Below are 18112 nucleotides of genomic sequence, written 5' to 3'. Positions count from 1 at the left end.
CTCATCATGATGAGCCGGGCCGCCGAACTTTGGTCGGAGCGACAGGATTCGAACCTGCGACCCCCAGTCCCCCAGACTGATGCGCTACCGGGCTGCGCTACGCTCCGACCGTGGTGGGCGAGCCCACCGAAACCTTTGTTCCCCGGCGGAAAACCACCGTGGGAGGGGGAGAAACCGGCGGGGTGTGCCGGGAGAGGGGCGCACTATAGTCAGGCCCTTCCGCCAACGCAACCCAGTTCTTCACGGAATTTCATCGCCCCTGCAACAAGGCCCGCAGTTGCTCCAGCTCGGCCAGGATATCCTCCAGTTCGTGGCGCAGCGTGGGGCTGAGCCCCCCCGGTGCCGCCGGGAGATCATCGCCTCCGGCAATGATGGTCCGCACCACAGCATGGCGGGATTCGTCATCCTCGATGACCAGATCGTCGGCCTCGTCATCCTCGTCATGGTCGTCGGGCTGATCCAGACCCAGCAGAAGCTCGGGCTCGGCGGCGCGGGCCGGTGAGGCCTGGGCCGGTGCATCCTTGCCCCCGCCCTCCTTCAAGAGCTTCTGCACACCCTTGATGGTATAGCCCTCGGCATAAAGAAGGTCGCGGATGCGCCGCAGCAGCGCCACATCATCGGGACGATAGTAACGCCGCCCCCCGCCCCGCTTCAGCGGCTTGACCTGAGGAAACTTGCCTTCCCAAAAACGAAGAACATGCTGGGGGACGTCGAGGTCGTCGGCGACCTCGCTGATGGTCCGGAACGCCGCTTCGGACTTGCCGTTGCGCCGGGCCGAAGAATCGTCCCCCTCGTCGCCCGTCATTTGGCCCCGCCACTCTTGGCGGCCACGCCATCATTGATCTTCTTCTTGAGCAGTTGGGAGGGGCGGAACACCAGCACGCGGCGGGGCGTGATGGGCACTTCCTCACCGGTCTTGGGATTGCGGCCGATGCGTTGGCCCTTGGAGCGCACCGAGAAGCTCCCGAACGAGGAGATCTTCACCGCATCGCCCTTGGCCAGCGCGCCGGAAATCTCGTCCAGCACCGCTTCCAGCAGATCTGCGGACTCGTTGCGCGACAGGCCGACCTCTTGATAGACGGCCTCGCTCAGTTGCGCCCGCGTAATGGTCTTGTCAGTCATGACGCCCCAGCCGATTGAAGGAATCCGAAAAGCTGGTCCGACCCTAGACCCTTACGATAAATCCGTCAATATCAGAGGGATGCGAGATGGCGTTCAACAGCCATGCAAGAACACTTCCAGGCCCAAAGGGCCGCGCAGCTTATGCTGCGGAAGCCAAGCCGCCACAGGCGGCGTCCGGCGATTGAGAACGTCATCAAAGAGCCAAGTCCCGCTTTCGGGACTTGGGATTACATCCGCACCAGGGCTGAACCCCAGGTGAATCCGCCACCCATGGCTTCCAGCAGGACCAGTTGGCCCGGCTTGATGCGGCCATCGCTCACCGCCTCGGTAAGCGCCAGGGGAATGGAGGCTGCCGAGGTGTTGGCGTGGCGGTCCACGGTCATCACCATCTTGTCCAAGGGAAAACCCAGCTTCTTGGCGGTGCCCTCGATGATGCGGCGGTTGGCCTGGTGGGGCACCACCCAATCGATATCGGAGGCCTTGAGGTCATTGGCCGACAGCGCCTCACCCACCACCGAGGCGAGGTTGATGACGGCGTGGCGGAACACCTCGCGGCCTTCCATGTGCACATGGCCCACGGTCTGGGTGCTGGAGGGACCGCCATCCACGTAAAGCAGGTCGTAGTGGCTGCCGTCGGAATGTAGATGGGTGGACAAGATACCGCGATCGGCGCTGCTGCCCTTGCCGCGATTGGCGCGCAGTACCACGGCACCCGCCCCATCGCCGAACAGCACGCAGGTGGTGCGGTCATTCCAGTCGAGGATGCGCGAGAAGGTTTCCGCACCGATCACCAGGGCGGTCTGCACCTGCCCCGACTTGATGAAGTTATCGGCCACGGACAGGGCATAGACGAAGCCCGAACACACCGCCTGAACGTCGAAGGCGAAGCCATGCTTCATGCCGATGCGGCTCTGGACCTTGGTAGCGGTGGCGGGAAAGGTATTGTCCGGGGTGGCGGTGGCCACAATGACCAGATCCACGGCGGAACCGGCGATACCGGCAGCCTCCAGGGCGCGGAGCGCGGCATTGGTGGCCAGATCGGAGGTGGTCTCCCCCTCGGCGGCGATATGGCGCTGACGGATGCCGGAGCGTTCGACGATCCACTCGTCGGTGGTGTCCACCTTGGCCGCCAATTCGGCATTAGTGACCAGACGCGACGGAAGATAGGACCCGCATCCGATGATTTGGGAGCGCACGATCATGATCAGTCCCTTGTCACCGGGTGCCGGCGGCCAGTTGCGACGGGGAAATCTCGGCCGGCTTCAGCCGGTCGAATTCCTTGCGGATTCGGTCATTGAAGCCATGGGTCACCAGTTCCACCGCCACGCCAACCGCATTGGCGAAACCGAAGGCATCGGTACCGCCGTGGCTTTTCACGGCGATGCCGTTGAGGCCCAGGAACATGGCGCCGTTGTAGCGGCGGGGATCGGTGCGGACCTTGACCTTGTTGATGGCATGACCAGCCAGGAGATAGCCGATCTTGGCCAGCAACGAGCTTTTGAAGGCTTCCTTGAGGAAGGTGGAATAGAGTTTCACCGTGCCCTCGGCGGTCTTCAGGGCGATATTGCCGGTGAAGCCATCGGTCACCACCACGTCCACGGCGCCGCCGCAGATGTCGTTGCCCTCGACAAAGCCGCGGAAATCGATGGGAAGGTGATATTCACGCAAGGTGGCCGCGGCGGCCTTGACCGCGTCGTTGCCCTTCATGTCCTCGGCGCCCACATTGAGCAACCCGATGGACGGCTTCTCCAGCCCCAGCACATGGCGGGCATAGACCTCGCCCATGACGGCGAACTCGACCAGATTGTTGGAGTTGCAATCCACATTGGCGCCCAGGTCGAGCATCAGGGTCTCGCCCCGGATGGTCGGGAACATGCCAGCGATGGCCGGACGGTCGATGCCCGGAAGAGTCCGCAGCACGAATTTGGACACGGCCATCAGGGCGCCGGTATTGCCAGCCGAGACGACACCCGCCGCCTCGCCCTTCTGCACGGCTTCCACGGCCAGCCACATGCTGGACTTGCGCCCTGTGCGCAGGACCTGGCTGGGCTTGGCCTCCATGGACACCGATTCCTCGGTGTGATGGATGGTGCAGACACCCCTGATCTCGGGGAAGCGCGCCAGCAACGGTTCGATCCGCGCGGAATCTCCGAACATCAGATAGCGAACGTGGGGGAGGCGTTCATGAGCCATGCGCACCCCTTCCACGACCATGTCGGGGGCGGCATCGCCCCCCATGGCATCAATGGAAATGGTGACAGCGCTGCTCACCGGCTCGCACTCCCCAGCCTAGCCAATGAAACGGCTTAGGCTTCCGCCTGAGCAACAACCTCACGGCCATCATAGTGGCCGCACGAACCACAGACGTGGTGAGGCAGCTTCACTTCGCCGCAATTCGGGCACTCGGCGCCGGTCACATTGACCAGGGCGTGATGAGCGCGACGCATGTCGCGGCGGGACTTGGAGGTCTTCTTCTTCGGAACGGCCATAATATCTACTCGCTTCAACCCGGAATGGGAAAGGGTGGTTTATTAGCCAAAAAGGCGACGCGGGGCAAGGGGATGCTGACCCCCCTCACCTTTTTTGTTTGAGAGAGGCCAGAGCGGCGAATGGATTCGCCTTGGGTTCCGGCGCTTCCGGCGGTTCTGCCAGCGGCGCGAACTCAGCCCCTTCCGCCCTGGGAAAGGGGTCGATGCCCAAGGCCAGATGTTCGACCATCACGGCGCCCAGGTCAATGGCGCCGTCTTTGATGGGGTCAGGCGGGTCCACCTCGTGGAAATCGATCTCGATCTCGTCACCCTCCATGTCATCGTCGCCCTGAGGCGGCCCGAACGTCATGGAAATCTCTTCGTCCACCAAGGTCACCACCGGAGCCAAGGTAACCACGCAGGTCTGTGTCACCCGCGCTGTCAACCGCCCATTGACGCGGAAAAGGCCAGTCTTACCCATGGGGGCCATCTGAAATTCAGCATTTATTTCAGAGACTTCCACGACATCGAGCCAGTCCGCCAAAGCCTGATGCTCCTCTGGGGATGGCGTCACGCGAAGGCGGCTGCCGCGCGCGGGAATCTTGTCCACTTCGACGGGATGGGAGAAAGGCATGGCATCTTCGGTCATCACGACTCTCCCTTGGGCCGCTGAAATTCCAGCCTGCCATCCAGCAGAGCCTGGGCAGACTGGCCAGCCAGATAGGCGGACTGAGCCACAAAATACTCCGCAACCGTCGCGATGACACCCAGATCGAGGTCGCCCTCCACGGTCCCGTAAAGATTGCGCCGCAATGCCTCGGCCAAAGCGTCTCCCTCGGCGGCCAACCCCTCGTCATAGGCGGCCACGCGGCCATAGAAGGCCCGCGCCATCTGTTTCACCCTCTTGCCCACCGACATGTCTCCAACGCCCATCTCGCGCAGATTTTGGTCCATATCGGCAAACATCAGATCGAAAAGCGCCTGAGCAACCGCACGGGCGGCCTCCCCTCCCTCTTCGGCAGTCACTTGCCGCAGGCGGCGCATGACCAGAAAGGCATGCAGAACGATCAGGTCGAAACGCCCGTCCAGCGTATCCGGAACGGCCAGGCGCAGATAAAAATCGGGCAAACGGGCCTGATTGATCACCGCGACATAGAGATCATGAGCAACCCGATTGCAGCGGCGGCGCTCGAAGAATTTACGGATGGGCATGGTAGGGTCCGAATAGCCTCGCCCCGGTTTGGGCGACGGCGTTGACAAGGCGATGATGGGAAGTGCAATGTTCCCCCCACATCGGCCCCCTCACATTGGCTTTGGGGCGGTCTGTCGTCAATGCCTCCGGCGTCGCAGCGAATGAAAAAGACCTCAGTTTCTCACCGTTTTCTATTGGTCGCGGCCCTGGTTGCCGTCTCCGCCGCCTGCACCCCGATCATCGAGGTTCGCGGCAATTTGCCGCCGCCCGAGCAATTGGCTCAGGTCAAGATCGGCACCAGCACGCGCGAGGACGTCCAGGCCCTCTTAGGGACTCCGTCCAACGTGACCCCGTTCGGCGAGGAAAGCTGGCACTACATCTCGGCCATTACCGAGCGCGAGGCCTTCTTCGAGCCTGAGGTCAAGGAGCGCAAGGTGATCACCGTGGTCTTCGACCGCGCTGGCACCGTGCGGGCCATCGACAATCGCGGCCTGGAGGACGGCAAGGACGTGGTTCCCGCGGGCCGCGAGACCCCTACCGCTGGCAAGGAACTGACCATCCTGCAGCAGCTGATGGGCAATGTGGGCCGCTTCTCGAAGCCCGCCCAGGGGAAGTAGCCTCTCCGTCCATTTTCCGCCCATGAAAAAACCCCGGTCGTTTCCGACCGGGGTTTTCCGTTTCAGCCTGATATCGGCTGGTTATCGGTCAGACTTATCCGGGCGGAAGGAACCTTCCGCCCGGATCGGCCTCTTAGTGACCGGCAACCATGGCCAGCAGCAGGATGGCGACGATGTTGATGATCTTGATCATCGGGTTCACGGCCGGGCCAGCGGTGTCCTTGTAGGGATCGCCGACGGTGTCGCCGGTCACCGCCGCCTTGTGAGCGTCGGAACCCTTGCCACCATGATGGCCGTCTTCGATGTACTTCTTGGCGTTATCCCAAGCGCCGCCGCCCGAGGTCATCGAGATAGCGACGAACAGGCCGGTCACGATGGTGCCCAGCAGCATGGCGCCCATGGCGGTGAAGGCGGCCTTCTGATCGGCAGCCAGCAGGATCACGAAGTACAGCACCACCGGCGACAGAACCGGCAGCATGGACGGGATGATCATTTCCTTGATGGCGGCCTTGGTCAGCATGTCCACGGCGCGACCGTAGTCGGGCTTGGCGGTGCCTTCCATGATGCCGGGGATTTCCTTGAACTGGCGACGGACTTCCACCACCACCGAACCGGCGGCGCGGCCGACCGCCTGCATGCCCATGGCACCGAACAGGTAGGGCAGCAGACCACCGAGGAACAGGCCCACCACCACGAAGGGATCTTCCAGGCTGAACGTGATGTTCAGCTGCGGGAAGTAGTGGTGCAGGTCTTCGGTATAAGCGGCGAAGAGAACCAGCGAGGCCAGACCGGCCGAACCGATGGCATAGCCCTTGGTAACCGCCTTGGTGGTGTTGCCGACGGCGTCGAGCGCGTCGGTGACTTTGCGGACTTCCTTGGGCAGTTCGGCCATTTCGGCGATGCCGCCGGCGTTGTCGGTCACCGGGCCGTAGGCGTCGAGGGCAACGATCATGCCGGCCAGGGCCAGCATGGTGGTCGCGGCCACCGAGATGCCGAACAGGCCGGCGATCTTGTACGACACGATGATGGCGACGGAGATCACGATCACCGGCAGGGCACAGGCTTCCATGGAAACCGCCAGACCCTGGATCACGTTGGTGCCGTGACCGGTGGTCGAGGCCTGGGCCACCGACTTGACCGGACGGTAATCGGTACCGGTGTAGTATTCGGTGATCCACACCAGCAGGCCGGTGACGATCAGGCCGATGATGGCGCAAATGTACAGGCTCATGCCGGTGATTTCCTTACCGGCCGCCACGAACTTGGCGTCGAAACCACCCAGATTGATCTGGATGATGCCCGCGATCAGCACCGCCGACAGCAGAGCGGTCACGATGACGCCCTTGTACAGCGCCTTCATGATGTTCAGGCCAGCGTCCAGCTTCACGAAGAAGGTGCCGACGATGGAGGCGAAAATGCAGACGCCGCAGATGACCAGCGGCAGCATCATCATCTGCTCCTGGGCGACGCCGGTGAAGAAGATCGAACCCAGCAGCATGGTGCCGACAACGGTCACGGCATAGGTTTCGAACAGGTCGGCGGCCATACCGGCGCAATCGCCGACATTGTCGCCCACGTTATCGGCGATCACGGCCGGGTTGCGGGGGTCATCCTCGGGGATACCCGCTTCGACCTTACCCACCAGATCGGCGCCCACGTCGGCGCCCTTGGTGAAGATACCGCCGCCCAGACGGGCGAAGATGGAGATCAGCGAGGCGCCGAACGACAGGGCCACCAGAGCCTCGAGCAGAGCGCGCGAGTCGATGCCGACGTTCTTGAGGACCATGTAGTAGCCAGCGACGCCGATCAGGCCCAGGCCGACCACCAGCAGACCGGTGATGGCGCCAGACTTGAAGGCCACGTCGAGGGCCTGCTGCATGCCACCCGAACGGGCGGCCTCGGCGGTGCGGACGTTGGCGCGAACGGAAACGTTCATGCCGACATAACCGGCAGCGCCCGAGAGCACCGCGCCGATGACGAAGCCGACGGCCTGATAGAGGCCCAGCTTAGCGGCCAGAATGATGGCGACGACGACGCCAGCCATGGCAATGGTGGTGTACTGACGGTTCAGGTAGGCGGCGGCGCCTTCCTGCACGGCAGCGGCGATTTCCTGCATCCGGGCAGTACCGGCCGAGGCCGCCATCACGGATCTGATGGCATAAACCCCGTACAGCAGCGCCAGAACGCCGCATGCGATCACGAAGAGGTTGGTCATGTGGTTCGAGTCCCCTGATGAATCTTCTTTAGCATCACCACCCCGCATGGCATCCGGCGAGCAGTGCTGGGGCACGAAAGGGGGCGACGGAAGCGTGGAGAAACTGCCAGAAGAACCGCAGTGATGCAATAAAATGCTCGCATCGCGACGATATTCTGGAATTATTGCGATGAATTTCGCCGTCCGGGGCAATTTCGGCACCGGAGATCCCTCTTTACCGTGACCTCCCCGCACCTTCGGGCGGGGCGAAGTGGCCTTTGGAACTAGCCAAAGGGGTAGAGGCTATTTCAGATTGGGATTCTCGATGGCCACGTCCTTGACATAGACCCCGCCCAGGGTCTTTTCGGCCGAAATGGTCAGGCGCCGACGAATGGCGGGAATGTCCAGGGGCTGGCCCTCCTTCACCGTATTGCCCAGATAGGTGATCATCTCGGCCAGATAGGCGTTCTGCAGTCGCGGCAGATTCTTGGCGACGATTTCCTTGTTCTTGGGATCGACTTCCAGCCGGACGATCATCTCCGCCTGCTTCTTGACCTCGCGATCCTGAATCACCGGCACGATCAGCAGTCCGAAATCCACATAGCTGGGCGGCGGCGGAGGCGGCGGCGCGGCTGGCTCCTTGCTCACCATGGGCGCGGTGATGCCCAGTTTGGCCAGCGGATCGATGCCCCAGAAATACAGGCCACCGATGACCGCGCCGATCAGCATCAGCAGTGCCACCACCATGAAGATCAACCGGACCAAACGCTATTCCCCCGATTGCGAGCCGCCGCCAAAATGGCGCCAGCCTCCTTGCACGACCGGAATTTCCCGGCCATCCGCTCCGATCACCGTCACTTTTCCCGTGTCCCCCGGCTCCACCCTGCCGATGCCGGTGAGCGCCACGCCCAGTTGGGAGGACAGATCCGCCAAGGTCTCGGCGGCCTCGGCGGACGCGGTGAACAGCAATTCGTAATCATCGCCTCCCGTCAGCACCGAGGCAAGCAGGGACTGGTCCAGTTCCAACGCGGCGGCGGCGGCTGGCGACAAAGGAATTCGCGCCGCCTCGATCCTGGCCGCCAGGCCGGAGGCCCGGCACAGATGCCCGAGATCCTGAACCAGGCCGTCCGAAACGTCCATTGCTCCATGGGCCAAGTCCAATAACCTTGGGCCAAGGCTCACGCGGGGGTGTGGCAGGCGGTAGCGCCCGGAGAGAAATTCTCCGTACGCGGCGGATATCCCGGTCAAAAGCCCTCGGATGGCCTTAAGCCCCAGGGCACCGTCACCGATACTGCCCGATACCCAGACCGTATCTCCGGCCTTGGCCCCCGAGCGCTTGAGCCCCCGCCCCGCCTTGACCCGCCCCAAAGCGGTCAGCGTCAGGGTCAGCGGTCCCGGCGTCGATACCGTGTCGCCGCCGATCAGATGGATACCGAATGTCCTCACATCCTCGGCCAGACCAGCCCCGAAGGCGCGCAGCCAATCCTGCCCCACATCCCGGGGAAAGGCGGCCGACAGCATCAGGAACCGGGGCTCGGCCCCCTTGGCCGCCAGATCGGACAAATTGACCCGGATCAGCTTGCGGGCAATCAGATCGGGAGGATCATCGGGCAGGAAATGCACGCCCGCCACCATGGAATCCATGGTGGCGACCGTGTCGAAACCCGGTTCGGCGGCAATGAAGGCGGCATCGTCGGCAAGGCCCAGAGCGCCGGGAAAACCGGCGGCGAGCGGAGCGAACAACTCGGCGATCAGGCCGAATTCGTCGGGCGCCCCGCCTGTCACGCTCACCCGCCCTTGCCCATTTCTCCGCCCCGCAGCGTCTGGGCAAGATGATCGAGTACGGCGTTGACCAATCCCGGTTCGGGGCCGGAATAAAAGGCGTGGGCCACGTCGACCCATTCGGAGATGCAGACCCGGGCTGGGGTCTGAGGCCGGGCAGACAATTCCCAGGCACCGCCACGGATGATGGCGCGCAGCACGGCTTCCAGCCGCTCCACGGTCCAGTCGCCGGACAGAGCGCCGCCCACATGGCGGTCGATATCCTCCAACTGGGCGGAAACCCCGCGCACCACCTGATTGAGCAGCGAGGAATCGGGATCGGCCATGCGTCCCTTGGGCTCGGCGGCCCGGCGATCCTTGGCGTCCTGCAGGGCGCGTTCGCAGTCGGTCCCGGTCATCTCCATCTGATAGAGGACCTGAACGGCGGCGAGGCGCGCGGCGCTGCGCTTGGCGACGGAAGGATTGGAAGTGTTCATTGCATTAGCCCCTCAAGCGCCGGGCGCGCGCCTGAGCGCGCTTGGCTCCTCCGCTTCCTGCCTTCGCTTCGCTCCGGCATCGCTCCGGGGCGCTCAACGCGCCCGCGCTCCCTACGGTCGCTCATAGGCCCAGCTCGCGCTTGACCGCCATCATGCGCAGGCAGGCCCGCGCCGCTTGCCCTCCCAGATTCTTGCGCGCCGGATCGGACCGCGCCAGGGCCTGGGCTTCGTTATGGACGGTCAGCACGCCGTTGCCCAGGGCCAGGTCATAGGCCATGGACAGATCGGCGATGCCCCGCATGCACTCGGTGCCCACATGGTGGTAATGATCGGACTCGCCGCGGATGGCACAGCCCAGGGTGACAAAGCCGTCATAGCGGGCCTTTTCATTGCCCTGCTCGGCGGCGGTCAGCACCAGTTTCAGCGCGGCAGGCAGTTCGAAGATGCCCGGCACCACCAGCAGGTCATGGGCCACCCCGGCCTTGTCGAATTCGGCCCTCGCCCCGGCCAGCAGGCCGTCGGCGATGTGGTCGTAAAAGCGGGCTTCGATGATCAGAACGCGTGTCATCGCGTTTTCTCCTTGTGTCAGCCGACCGGAATCGGCCGCTGCTCCACCAGCTTCATGCCATAGCCATCGAGGCCAATGATGGAACGCTTGGTGTTGGACAGCAAAATCATTTCACGGACCCCAAGATCCAGCAGGATCTGAGCGCCGACGCCGTAATCGCGCAAAGCCGGAACCGCCGGGCGGTGTTCCAGATGGGCGCGCACCGTGTCCGACAGGCTGGTGGGGCGCGGCTCGCGGATTAGAACCACCACGCCACTGCCGTGAGCCGCAATCATTTCCATGGCGGAATGAAGCTCGCCCGCCTTGCCCGACCCCTGGTCGCCCAGGACATCGTCGAGAATGTTGACGGCGTGGACACGAACCATCACCGGCCCCGCGGCGTTGAGGTCGCCCTTGACTAGGGCGATATGCTCGGCATAGGCCACGGTGTTGGTATAGACCACCATGGTCCAGTCGCCGCCCCATTTGGAATGGAAAGGCGTCTCCACCTCGCGCGCCACGATCTTGTCATTGCGGCGGCGATAGGCGATCAGATCGGCGATGGTGGCGATCTTCAGCCCGTGATGCTGGGCGAACTTCACCAGATCGGGCATGCGGGCCATGGTGCCGTCGTCGTTCATGATCTCGCAGATCACGCCCGAGGGATTGAGCCCGGCCAGACGCGAGATATCCACTGCGGCCTCGGTATGCCCGGCGCGCACCAGAACGCCGCCCTCTCGGGCCATCAGCGGGAAGACGTGACCGGGGCTGACGATGTCATAGCGGTTCTTGTCGACATCGATGGCGGCCTTGATGGTGGTAGCGCGATCCGCCGCCGAGATGCCGGTGGTGACGCCTTCGCGTGCCTCGATAGACACCGTGAAAGCGGTTTCCATGCGGGTGCCGTTATCGCTGCTCATGGGCTTGAGGCCCAAATGCTCGCAACGGCCCCGAGTCAGGGACAGACAGATAAGTCCACGCCCAAACCGGGCCATAAAGTTGATGGCATCGGCATTGGCCATATCGGCGGGGATGACCAGATCACCCTCGTTCTCGCGGTCCTCGTCGTCCACCAGGATGAACATGCGGCCCTGGCGGGCCTCTTCGATGATGTCCTCGATGGATGACAGGTACTGATGATATTCGGAAACCAAGGTGTCAGTCCTTTTGCAACAGGCGGGCAACATAGCGTGCCAGCATGTCGATTTCCATATTCACCTCATGGCCGGGGCGATAGGTGCCGAAGGTCGTCACCGACTGGGTATGGGGAATGATGTTGACCCCGAAGCGCCGACCGTCAACCTCGTTGACAGTCAGCGACACGCCGTCCAGCGCCACCGAACCCTTGGGCGCCACAAAACAGGCCAGATCGGCGGGCGTTTCGAAGGTAAAGCGCAGGGATTCGTTCTCGGGGCGGATATCCACCACCTTGGCGACGCCGTCCACATGGCCGGAAACGATATGGCCGCCCAGTTCGTCGCCCACTTTGAGAGCCCGTTCCAGATTGACCTTGGAGCCTTCGACCCAACCGCCCAGGGTGGTCTTGGACAAGGTCTCGGCAGAGGCTTCCACCGCATGCCAGTCCGGCCCCACCTCGATGATGGTCAGGCAGACGCCGTTATGGGCGATGCTGGCGCCGATGGCGATGGTTGCGGTGTCGTAGCGGCTGGCTATCTCGAAACGGGCTTCGCGCCCCTCGCCGCGAACGATACGGCGCACCACGCCGAGATCGGTGACGATGCCGGTGAACATGGGAACCTCACTGGTTTGCTATAGACGGATATAGGTTTCCATCACGTCGTCGCCGAGGGCACGGATTTCGACGCGTTCGAAATGGGGGGTCTGGGCCAGATGGTCGATGCCGAAGGAAACGGCGGCAGGCAAACCGTCGCCGCCCATCAGGCGCGGCGCCCGGAACCAGACCATGCGGTCCACCAGACCGGCGCGCAGCAAGGCGGCGGACAGATGGGCACCACCCTCCACCAGCACCCGCGTCACGCCGCTTTCGCCCAGGGCCTGCAAGGCCAGTTCAAGATCGACGGCGCCGTCGGGACCGGGCGAGACCTCGACCACGTCCACACCGGCATCCTCATAGGCCTCGCGCCGGTCGGAATCGCAATCCTCCAGCGTCAGCAGCCAGGTGGGAACCTCATTGGCGGTGGAAACCAACCGGCTGGTCAGCGGCAGGCGCAACCGCCCGTCCACCACCACGCGGACCGGCGAGCGCTCCACCAGTCCCGGCAGGCGGCACGTGAGATCGGGGTCGTCATGCAGGGCCGTACCGCTCCCCACCATGATGGCGTCGGTCTCGGCGCGCAGCAGATGAGCCGCCGCACGGGCCTGTTCGCCGGTGATCCAGCGGCTTTCCCCGGTATGGGTGGCGATGCGGCCGTCCAGGGTTGTGGCCAGCTTCAGGGTCACCAGGGGCCGACCGGTATTGATGCGCAGAAAGAAACCGGCATTCAGTTCCGAGGCCTCGGCGTGCAACACGCCCTCGGTCACCGGAATGCCCGCCACCCGCAGACGGTCGATGCCCTTGCCCGCCACACGGGAATCCGGGTCCTGCACGGCGACCACAACGCGGGACACACCGGCGGCGATCAGGGCGTCGGCGCATGGCGCCGTCTTGCCGTGATGGGCGCAAGGCTCCAGGGTCACATAGACCGTGGCACCATTGGCCGCGCGTCCCGCCATGGCCAGGGCTTCGGTCTCGGCATGGGGGCGTCCGCCCGGCTGGGTCCAGCCGCGTCCCACCACCCTGCCATCGCGCACGATGACGCAGCCCACGGCCGGATTGGGCCACACAGTACCCAAGCCGCGCCGGGCAAGCGCCAGAGCGGCCCGCATATGGCCCAGATCGATTTCGGACTGCGTGCGGTCAGTCGAGGCGTGGGACAACCATCTTCCCCAGGAAATCCTCGAAGTCCTTGGCTTCGCGGAAATTGCGGTATACCGAGGCGTAGCGGACATAGGCGACCTTGTCGAGGTCCATCAGCACCTCCATCACCAGTTCGCCGATGAACTTGGACGGCACCTCGTTTTCACCCATGCTTTCCAGGCGGCGATGGATGCCGTTGACGATGCGTTCGATCTGCTCGTCATCCACGGGGCGCTTGCGAAGCGCGATGCGTAGCGACTTCAACACCTTGTCGCGGTCGAAGGGCGAACGGCCGCCATCCTTCTTGATCACCACCAGATCGCGGATCTGCACCCGCTCGAAGGTGGTGAAGCGCGAACCACATTCCGGGCAGGACCGCCGCCGCCGGATGGCCGAGTTATCCTCGGTCGGCCGCGAATCCTTCACCTGGGTATCGTCGTGACCGCAAAACGGACACCGCATGATCTTTCCCCCCGGTAGACCGGCGGAGGCTTAAACAGGCCCCCGCCCTTTAATCTTGGTTGATGGACGCCTTACGAATAGATCGGGAAGCGCCGGCACAGCTCAGCCACCTCGGCCCGCGCACGGGCCTCGGCCGCCGAATTATCCTCTGGGTTGGCGGCCAGACCGTCGAGTACGTCGCCGATCAGCTCGCCCACCTTCTTGAACTCTTCGATGCCGAAACCGCGCGTGGTCGCCGCTGGCGTGCCCAGACGCACGCCCGAGGTGATGGTCGGCTTTTCCGGGTCGAAGGGAATACCGTTCTTGTTGCAGGTCATGCCCGCATGTTCCAGGCTGGCCTCGGCGGCCTTGCCGGTCAGCTTCTTGGGCCGCAGATCCACCAGCATCAGGTGGGAATCGGTGCCGCCCGAGACGATGTCCAGGCCCCGGCGCACCAAGGTGTCGGCCAGGGCGCGGGCATTGTCCACCACCTGGCGGGCATAGAGCTTGAACTCGGGCTTCAGCGCCTCGCCGAAGGCCACCGCCTTGCCCGCGATGACATGCATCAAGGGGCCACCCTGGATGCCGGGGAAGATGGCCGAGTTGATCTTCTTGCCGATATCGGCGTCGTTGGACAGGATCATGCCGCCGCGCGGACCGCGCAGCGTCTTGTGGGTGGTGGTGGTCACCACATGGGCATGGGGCAGCGGGTTGGGATAGGCGCCACCCGCCACCAGACCGGCGAAATGCGCCATATCGACCATGAAGAACGCCCCCACCTCATCGGCGATCTTGCGGAAGCGGGCGAAGTCGATGGTGCGCGGATAGGCGGAACCACCGGCGATGATCAGCTTGGGCTTATGGGTGCGGGCCAGTTCCTCGACCTCGGCGAAGTCGATCTGGGAATCTTGCTTGCGCACGCCGTATTGAACGGCCTTGAACCACTTGCCCGACTGGTTGACAGAGGCGCCATGGGTCAGGTGACCACCGGCCGCCAGGCTCATACCCATGACGGTATCGCCCGGCTGCAGCAGCGCCATATAGACGCCCTGATTGGCCTGGGAGCCCGAACTGGGCTGAACATTGGCGTAGGTGCAGCCGAAGATCTGACAGGCGCGCGAGATGGCCAGGCTTTCGGCGATATCGACAAACTCGCAGCCGCCGTAATAACGCTTGCCGGGATAACCCTCGGCGTATTTGTTGGTCAGCACAGACCCCTGGGCCTCGAGAACCGCGCGCGACACGATGTTCTCGGAAGCGATCAGCTCGATCTGATCCTGCTGGCGCTTCAACTCGCTGGTGATGGCCGCGAAGACCTCGGGATCACGCTCGGCGAGCGAAGTGCGGAAAAAGGCGTCGGTGGGTGCGCTGGACATCGGATCTCTTTCTGGCAGTCGGTCGTGGTGGTGTGGCGGAGTTTTATCCGTTAGCGGACAACTTGGAGACGCGCCGCGCATGACGGCCGCCCTCGAATTCGGTCTCGGTGAAAATCTTCAGGCAATCGCGCGCCACTTCGGGACCGATGGTGCGCCCGCCCATGACAAGAACATTGGCGTCATTGTGCTGACGGCACATTCGGGCGCCGAAAGCGTCGTGCACCAGGGCTGCGCGGATATGATCGAAACGGTTGGCGGCGATGGAGATGCCGATGCCGGTGCCGCAGAGCAGAACGCCGCGTTCGGCCTTGCCGTCCTTCAGGGCCTGGGCCAGCTTGACCGCGAAATCAGGATAATCGACGGACTCGGGTCCGTCGGTCCCCAGGTCAAGAACCGTCCAGCCCGATGCGGCCAGATCCTTGATCAGCACGTCCTTGAGATCGACACCGCCATGATCGCAGGCAATGGCCATGATTTTCGCGCTCATTCTTACCCTACCCCGGCGATCTGTGTCCGAGTGGGCTAGATACCATATGTCGGACCGTCTTGCCAATGCGCCACAAGCTCATGGGGCACGAACGACTGCGACACGGATCATCCACCGCGACTTCAAAAAAAGTATCAAGACGAGGGTATGTACCAATAGAACCCTTGACGGCTACACAGACCATCGGGTTAAACCCCCATCCTAACGGATGATGATTATTGCTGTTCACGCCGAACCAAAGAACTCATTATTCAGAAGATGCAATTTCCAATTGACACTAAAGTTCCTCCATGCATTCATTGAATCAATAATGTCAACAAACCGTGGTCGGATAGCCAGATGAGCGACATCAACTCGGATAAAACCAATCGTGACGACCTGCTGCGCATGGCCGTCGACGTAGTTGCCGCCTATGTGGGAAAGAACCCGGTTCCCGCAGGACAATTGCCGGAATTGATCAATACGGTCTACGGATCGCTTTCGTCCCTCGAGGGTGGCCAGCCGGAAGCAAAGTCCGAAGCGCCGAAGCCTGCCATCGCGGTCAAGAAGTCGGTGACCCCCGACTACATCATCTGTCTCGAAGACGGCAAGAAGCTGAAGATGCTGAAGCGGCATCTGCGCACCACTTACAACATGACCCCGGACGAGTATCGGGTGAAGTGGGGCCTGCCGCCCGACTATCCCATGGTCGCCCCCAACTACGCCGCACAGCGCTCTGACTTCGCCAAGAAGATCGGCTTGGGCCGCAAGGCTGGCGAAACCGCCGATAAGCCGGTCCGCCGCGGCCGCCGCTAAGGCGAATTTCGCAAACAATGAACGGCGCGGAGCCCAGTACTCCGCGCCGTTATTGTTTTCGAGACAGACGAGCTTCTAAAGCTGAATTTCCATGCCGTCGCGAGCGACGACCACGCCATCCCATGACTGGACGGCCTCGGCCTCGATGGCGGCCATGACGACATCGGTGTGCTCGGGATCATGGTGGAAGATGGCCAGACGCTTCACGCCAGCGGCGCGGGCCAGGCGGACCCCCTCCTGCCAGGTGGAATGGCCCCATCCGACCTTGGACGGAAACTGCTCATCCGTATAGGTGCAGTCGTAGATCACCAGATCGGCGCCCCGCATCAGGAACAAGACATTCTCGTCCGGCGTGCCGGGCAGATGCTCGGTATCGGTGATATAGGCCATGGCGACGCCTTCGGTCTCCAGACGATACCCGCAGGCGCCATTGGGATGGCGCAGGGGCGCCGTACGCAGCGTGACGCCGTCATAGGGAGAAAAGACGGACCCCACCTCGAAATCTTCATACGAAACGATGCCGCGCATGGCGGCCAGGGGCACGGGAAAATTGGGTGTTTCCATCTGGCCGGTCAGGACATGCTGGATGCCGCGCGGGCTTCCCTCCTGCTTTGGTCCGTGAATATCGAGGCGGAAGGCCGGATTATAAGCGGGGGCAAAGAAGGGAAAGCCGTTGATATGGTCCCAATGGGTATGGGTGAAGAACAACTGGGCATGGCCGACGCCACGCCCGATAATCTCGCGCCCCAGGGACCGGATTCCCGTTCCGGCATCAAAGACCACGATCCCGGCTTCGGTGGTAACAGCAATACAAGACGTGTTGCCGCCATAGACCACATGCTCGGGCGAAGGACAGGCGATGCTTCCTCGCACCCCCCAAAACTTCACCGTGCAAACCATTCCCTCGCTCCCGCGTCAGCCCCCAGGGTGCGACTGTAACCGCCGAACCGGCCCTGTCATATGCATTTGGTCACACAAATGTGGAAAAATAAGAAAGAATGTAAGTTATTTTGTAACGCAAGCACCAAGGGCCAGTGATGGCAATCTGGCGGCTGAACCGCCATTGACGGCGATTTCGGCCAGTCCCGCCGAATTTTCGTACCAAAAGCCCTTGCCCGGCGGGACATCGGAAAAAGTCCGCGCCCGGTGAAAGTCATGCCCTCCGGCCCGTAAAACCGTAGTCTCGCCCAGAATAGCGGCGCGCAAACCGGTCCAGGCATTGCCGTAATGATCATGATAAATGATGGCCGCCAGATCATCGGGCCAATCCGGTCGGCGCGGCGCCTCCATGGTCCGGCACCCGGCATCCTCGGGCCCGAGCCCCGCAGCCAGACGCGCGGCGATGGGTGCGAAAAGATCGCGGCCGTGAAAGCTGGCCGACATGCGTTCGGGCCGCCAGACGATTTCCCAGGCCCGAATCGACCCGGAACGGCGGATCAAGGGCTCAAACAGCCCGTTATCCGGGCCGACGAACAGCACGCCGTCGGCTTCCACCACCAGGGGCAGTCGCTCGCCGCCCACACCCGGATCCACCACCGCCAGAACCACGGACTGGCGGGGAATGCCGGGTGAGAGCGCGGCCAGCAGATAGGCCGATGACTTGGGATCGAACCGGGGGGCGTCGGCCAAAAGATTGACCACCGGTTCGGTGGGCAGGGCGCGGCGGATGACCATCTCCATCTGGCCGAGATAGGGGCCCTGCGCCCCGAAATCGGTGAAAAAGACAATCATCGCATC

22 protein-coding genes and 1 tRNA gene are annotated in these 18112 nt (G+C 63.1%); 2 read left to right on the top strand and 21 right to left on the bottom strand.

The annotated features are described in order from the left end of the window. Nucleotides 1–30: 30 nt before the first annotated feature. The 8 genes from CCC_RS10220 to CCC_RS10185 all read right to left on the bottom strand — a co-directional run bounded on the left by CCC_RS10220 (nucleotide 31) and on the right by CCC_RS10185 (nucleotide 4802). A tRNA-Pro gene (locus CCC_RS10220) sits at nucleotides 31–107 on the bottom strand. Between the two features lie 143 nt (nucleotides 108–250). Further along, nucleotides 251–805: a MerR family transcriptional regulator gene (locus CCC_RS10215; protein WP_009869126.1), complete on the bottom strand. Its 555-nt coding sequence runs from the start codon at nucleotides 803–805 to the stop codon at nucleotides 251–253. Continuing rightward, on the bottom strand, nucleotides 802–1122 hold the full coding sequence (locus CCC_RS10210; protein WP_009869125.1) for an integration host factor subunit alpha: 321 nt from the start codon (nucleotides 1120–1122) through the stop codon (nucleotides 802–804). The genes CCC_RS10215 and CCC_RS10210 overlap by 4 nt, the downstream gene beginning before the upstream one ends. Nucleotides 1123–1349: 227 nt before the next feature. Next, nucleotides 1350–2324 carry a beta-ketoacyl-ACP synthase III gene (locus CCC_RS10205; RefSeq protein ID WP_009869124.1) on the bottom strand — a complete coding sequence of 325 codons (975 nt, stop codon included), beginning with the start codon at nucleotides 2322–2324 and terminating at the stop codon, nucleotides 1350–1352. 13 nt (nucleotides 2325–2337) lie between these two features. Continuing rightward, the gene (gene plsX, locus CCC_RS10200) at nucleotides 2338–3393 is read right to left on the bottom strand and encodes a phosphate acyltransferase PlsX (protein ID WP_041041143.1); all 1056 of its coding nucleotides are present in this window, start codon (nucleotides 3391–3393) and stop codon (nucleotides 2338–2340) included. 35 nt (nucleotides 3394–3428) lie between these two features. Then, nucleotides 3429–3611, bottom strand: coding sequence for a 50S ribosomal protein L32 (gene rpmF / locus CCC_RS10195; RefSeq protein ID WP_009869122.1), 183 nt, complete (start codon nucleotides 3609–3611; stop codon nucleotides 3429–3431). An 85-nt stretch (nucleotides 3612–3696) separates the two neighbouring features. Further along, nucleotides 3697–4239, bottom strand: a complete 543-nt coding sequence (locus CCC_RS10190) for a YceD family protein (protein ID WP_009869121.1) — start codon at nucleotides 4237–4239, stop codon at nucleotides 3697–3699. Continuing rightward, entirely contained in the window at nucleotides 4239–4802 is a 564-nt protein-coding gene (locus CCC_RS10185) for a ubiquinol-cytochrome C chaperone family protein (protein ID WP_009869120.1), read from the bottom strand. The genes CCC_RS10190 and CCC_RS10185 overlap by 1 nt, the downstream gene beginning before the upstream one ends. Before the next feature lie 141 nt (nucleotides 4803–4943). Between CCC_RS10185 and CCC_RS10180 the strand changes: the two genes are divergently transcribed. Further along, nucleotides 4944–5399, top strand: a complete 456-nt coding sequence (locus tag CCC_RS10180; protein ID WP_041041141.1) for an outer membrane protein assembly factor BamE — start codon at nucleotides 4944–4946, stop codon at nucleotides 5397–5399. 133 nt (nucleotides 5400–5532) lie between these two features. On the opposite strand, the gene CCC_RS10175 is transcribed toward CCC_RS10180, so the two are convergent. From CCC_RS10175 to rpiB, 11 genes are all read right to left on the bottom strand, one after another. Continuing rightward, a complete protein-coding gene (locus CCC_RS10175; protein ID WP_009869118.1) occupies nucleotides 5533–7614 on the bottom strand; it encodes a sodium-translocating pyrophosphatase in 2082 nt (693 codons plus the stop codon). A gap of 282 nt (nucleotides 7615–7896) precedes the next feature. Next, complete coding sequence (locus CCC_RS10170) at nucleotides 7897–8358, bottom strand: flagellar basal body-associated protein FliL (RefSeq protein ID WP_236686356.1); 462 nt, start codon at nucleotides 8356–8358, stop codon at nucleotides 7897–7899. A 3-nt stretch (nucleotides 8359–8361) separates the two neighbouring features. Then, entirely contained in the window at nucleotides 8362–9384 is a 1023-nt protein-coding gene (gene thiL / locus CCC_RS10165) for a thiamine-phosphate kinase (RefSeq protein WP_009869116.1), read from the bottom strand. Beyond that, nucleotides 9381–9851, bottom strand: a complete 471-nt coding sequence (gene nusB / locus CCC_RS10160) for a transcription antitermination factor NusB (protein WP_009869115.1) — start codon at nucleotides 9849–9851, stop codon at nucleotides 9381–9383. Before nusB ends, thiL begins: the two co-directional genes overlap by 4 nt. 121 nt (nucleotides 9852–9972) lie before the next feature. Then, nucleotides 9973–10419, bottom strand: coding sequence for a 6,7-dimethyl-8-ribityllumazine synthase (gene ribH, locus CCC_RS10155; RefSeq protein WP_009869114.1), 447 nt, complete (start codon nucleotides 10417–10419; stop codon nucleotides 9973–9975). Between the two features lie 17 nt (nucleotides 10420–10436). Next, nucleotides 10437–11585 (bottom strand): 3,4-dihydroxy-2-butanone-4-phosphate synthase, encoded by a 1149-nt coding sequence (gene ribB, locus CCC_RS10150; RefSeq protein WP_052473088.1) that lies wholly within the window; start codon nucleotides 11583–11585, stop codon nucleotides 10437–10439. Further along, nucleotides 11557–12150, bottom strand: a complete 594-nt coding sequence (locus tag CCC_RS10145) for a riboflavin synthase (protein WP_009869111.1) — start codon at nucleotides 12148–12150, stop codon at nucleotides 11557–11559. The genes ribB and CCC_RS10145 overlap by 29 nt, the downstream gene beginning before the upstream one ends. Nucleotides 12151–12168: 18 nt before the next feature. Continuing rightward, on the bottom strand, nucleotides 12169–13245 hold the full coding sequence (gene ribD / locus CCC_RS10140; RefSeq protein WP_009869110.1) for a bifunctional diaminohydroxyphosphoribosylaminopyrimidine deaminase/5-amino-6-(5-phosphoribosylamino)uracil reductase RibD: 1077 nt from the start codon (nucleotides 13243–13245) through the stop codon (nucleotides 12169–12171). A gap of 31 nt (nucleotides 13246–13276) precedes the next feature. Further along, nucleotides 13277–13738 carry a transcriptional regulator NrdR gene (gene nrdR / locus CCC_RS10135; protein ID WP_011384737.1) on the bottom strand — a complete coding sequence of 154 codons (462 nt, stop codon included), beginning with the start codon at nucleotides 13736–13738 and terminating at the stop codon, nucleotides 13277–13279. Between the two features lie 71 nt (nucleotides 13739–13809). After that, nucleotides 13810–15093: a serine hydroxymethyltransferase gene (gene glyA / locus CCC_RS10130; protein WP_041041135.1), complete on the bottom strand. Its 1284-nt coding sequence runs from the start codon at nucleotides 15091–15093 to the stop codon at nucleotides 13810–13812. Nucleotides 15094–15136: 43 nt separating this feature from the next. Continuing rightward, on the bottom strand, nucleotides 15137–15580 hold the full coding sequence (rpiB, locus tag CCC_RS10125; RefSeq protein WP_041041133.1) for a ribose 5-phosphate isomerase B: 444 nt from the start codon (nucleotides 15578–15580) through the stop codon (nucleotides 15137–15139). A gap of 339 nt (nucleotides 15581–15919) precedes the next feature. Between rpiB and CCC_RS10120 the strand changes: the two genes are divergently transcribed. Further along, nucleotides 15920–16375, top strand: a complete 456-nt coding sequence (locus CCC_RS10120; RefSeq protein ID WP_009869105.1) for a MucR family transcriptional regulator — start codon at nucleotides 15920–15922, stop codon at nucleotides 16373–16375. Between the two features lie 75 nt (nucleotides 16376–16450). Here CCC_RS10120 and CCC_RS10115 read toward each other — a convergent pair whose 3' ends face one another. Both CCC_RS10115 and CCC_RS10110 read right to left on the bottom strand, forming a co-directional pair. After that, on the bottom strand, nucleotides 16451–17275 hold the full coding sequence (locus CCC_RS10115) for an MBL fold metallo-hydrolase (RefSeq protein ID WP_041041131.1): 825 nt from the start codon (nucleotides 17273–17275) through the stop codon (nucleotides 16451–16453). Between the two features lie 105 nt (nucleotides 17276–17380). Next, nucleotides 17381–18106: an SAM hydrolase/SAM-dependent halogenase family protein gene (locus CCC_RS10110; protein ID WP_009869103.1), complete on the bottom strand. Its 726-nt coding sequence runs from the start codon at nucleotides 18104–18106 to the stop codon at nucleotides 17381–17383. Between the last annotated feature and the right edge of the window lie 6 nt (nucleotides 18107–18112).

It is taken from the genome of Paramagnetospirillum magnetotacticum MS-1, from assembly GCF_000829825.1.
GTDB lineage: Bacteria > Pseudomonadota > Alphaproteobacteria > Rhodospirillales > Magnetospirillaceae > Phaeospirillum > Phaeospirillum magnetotacticum.
Note: the sequence above shows the minus strand (reverse complement) of the source record. Positions and strands in the feature narration are given on the sequence as shown.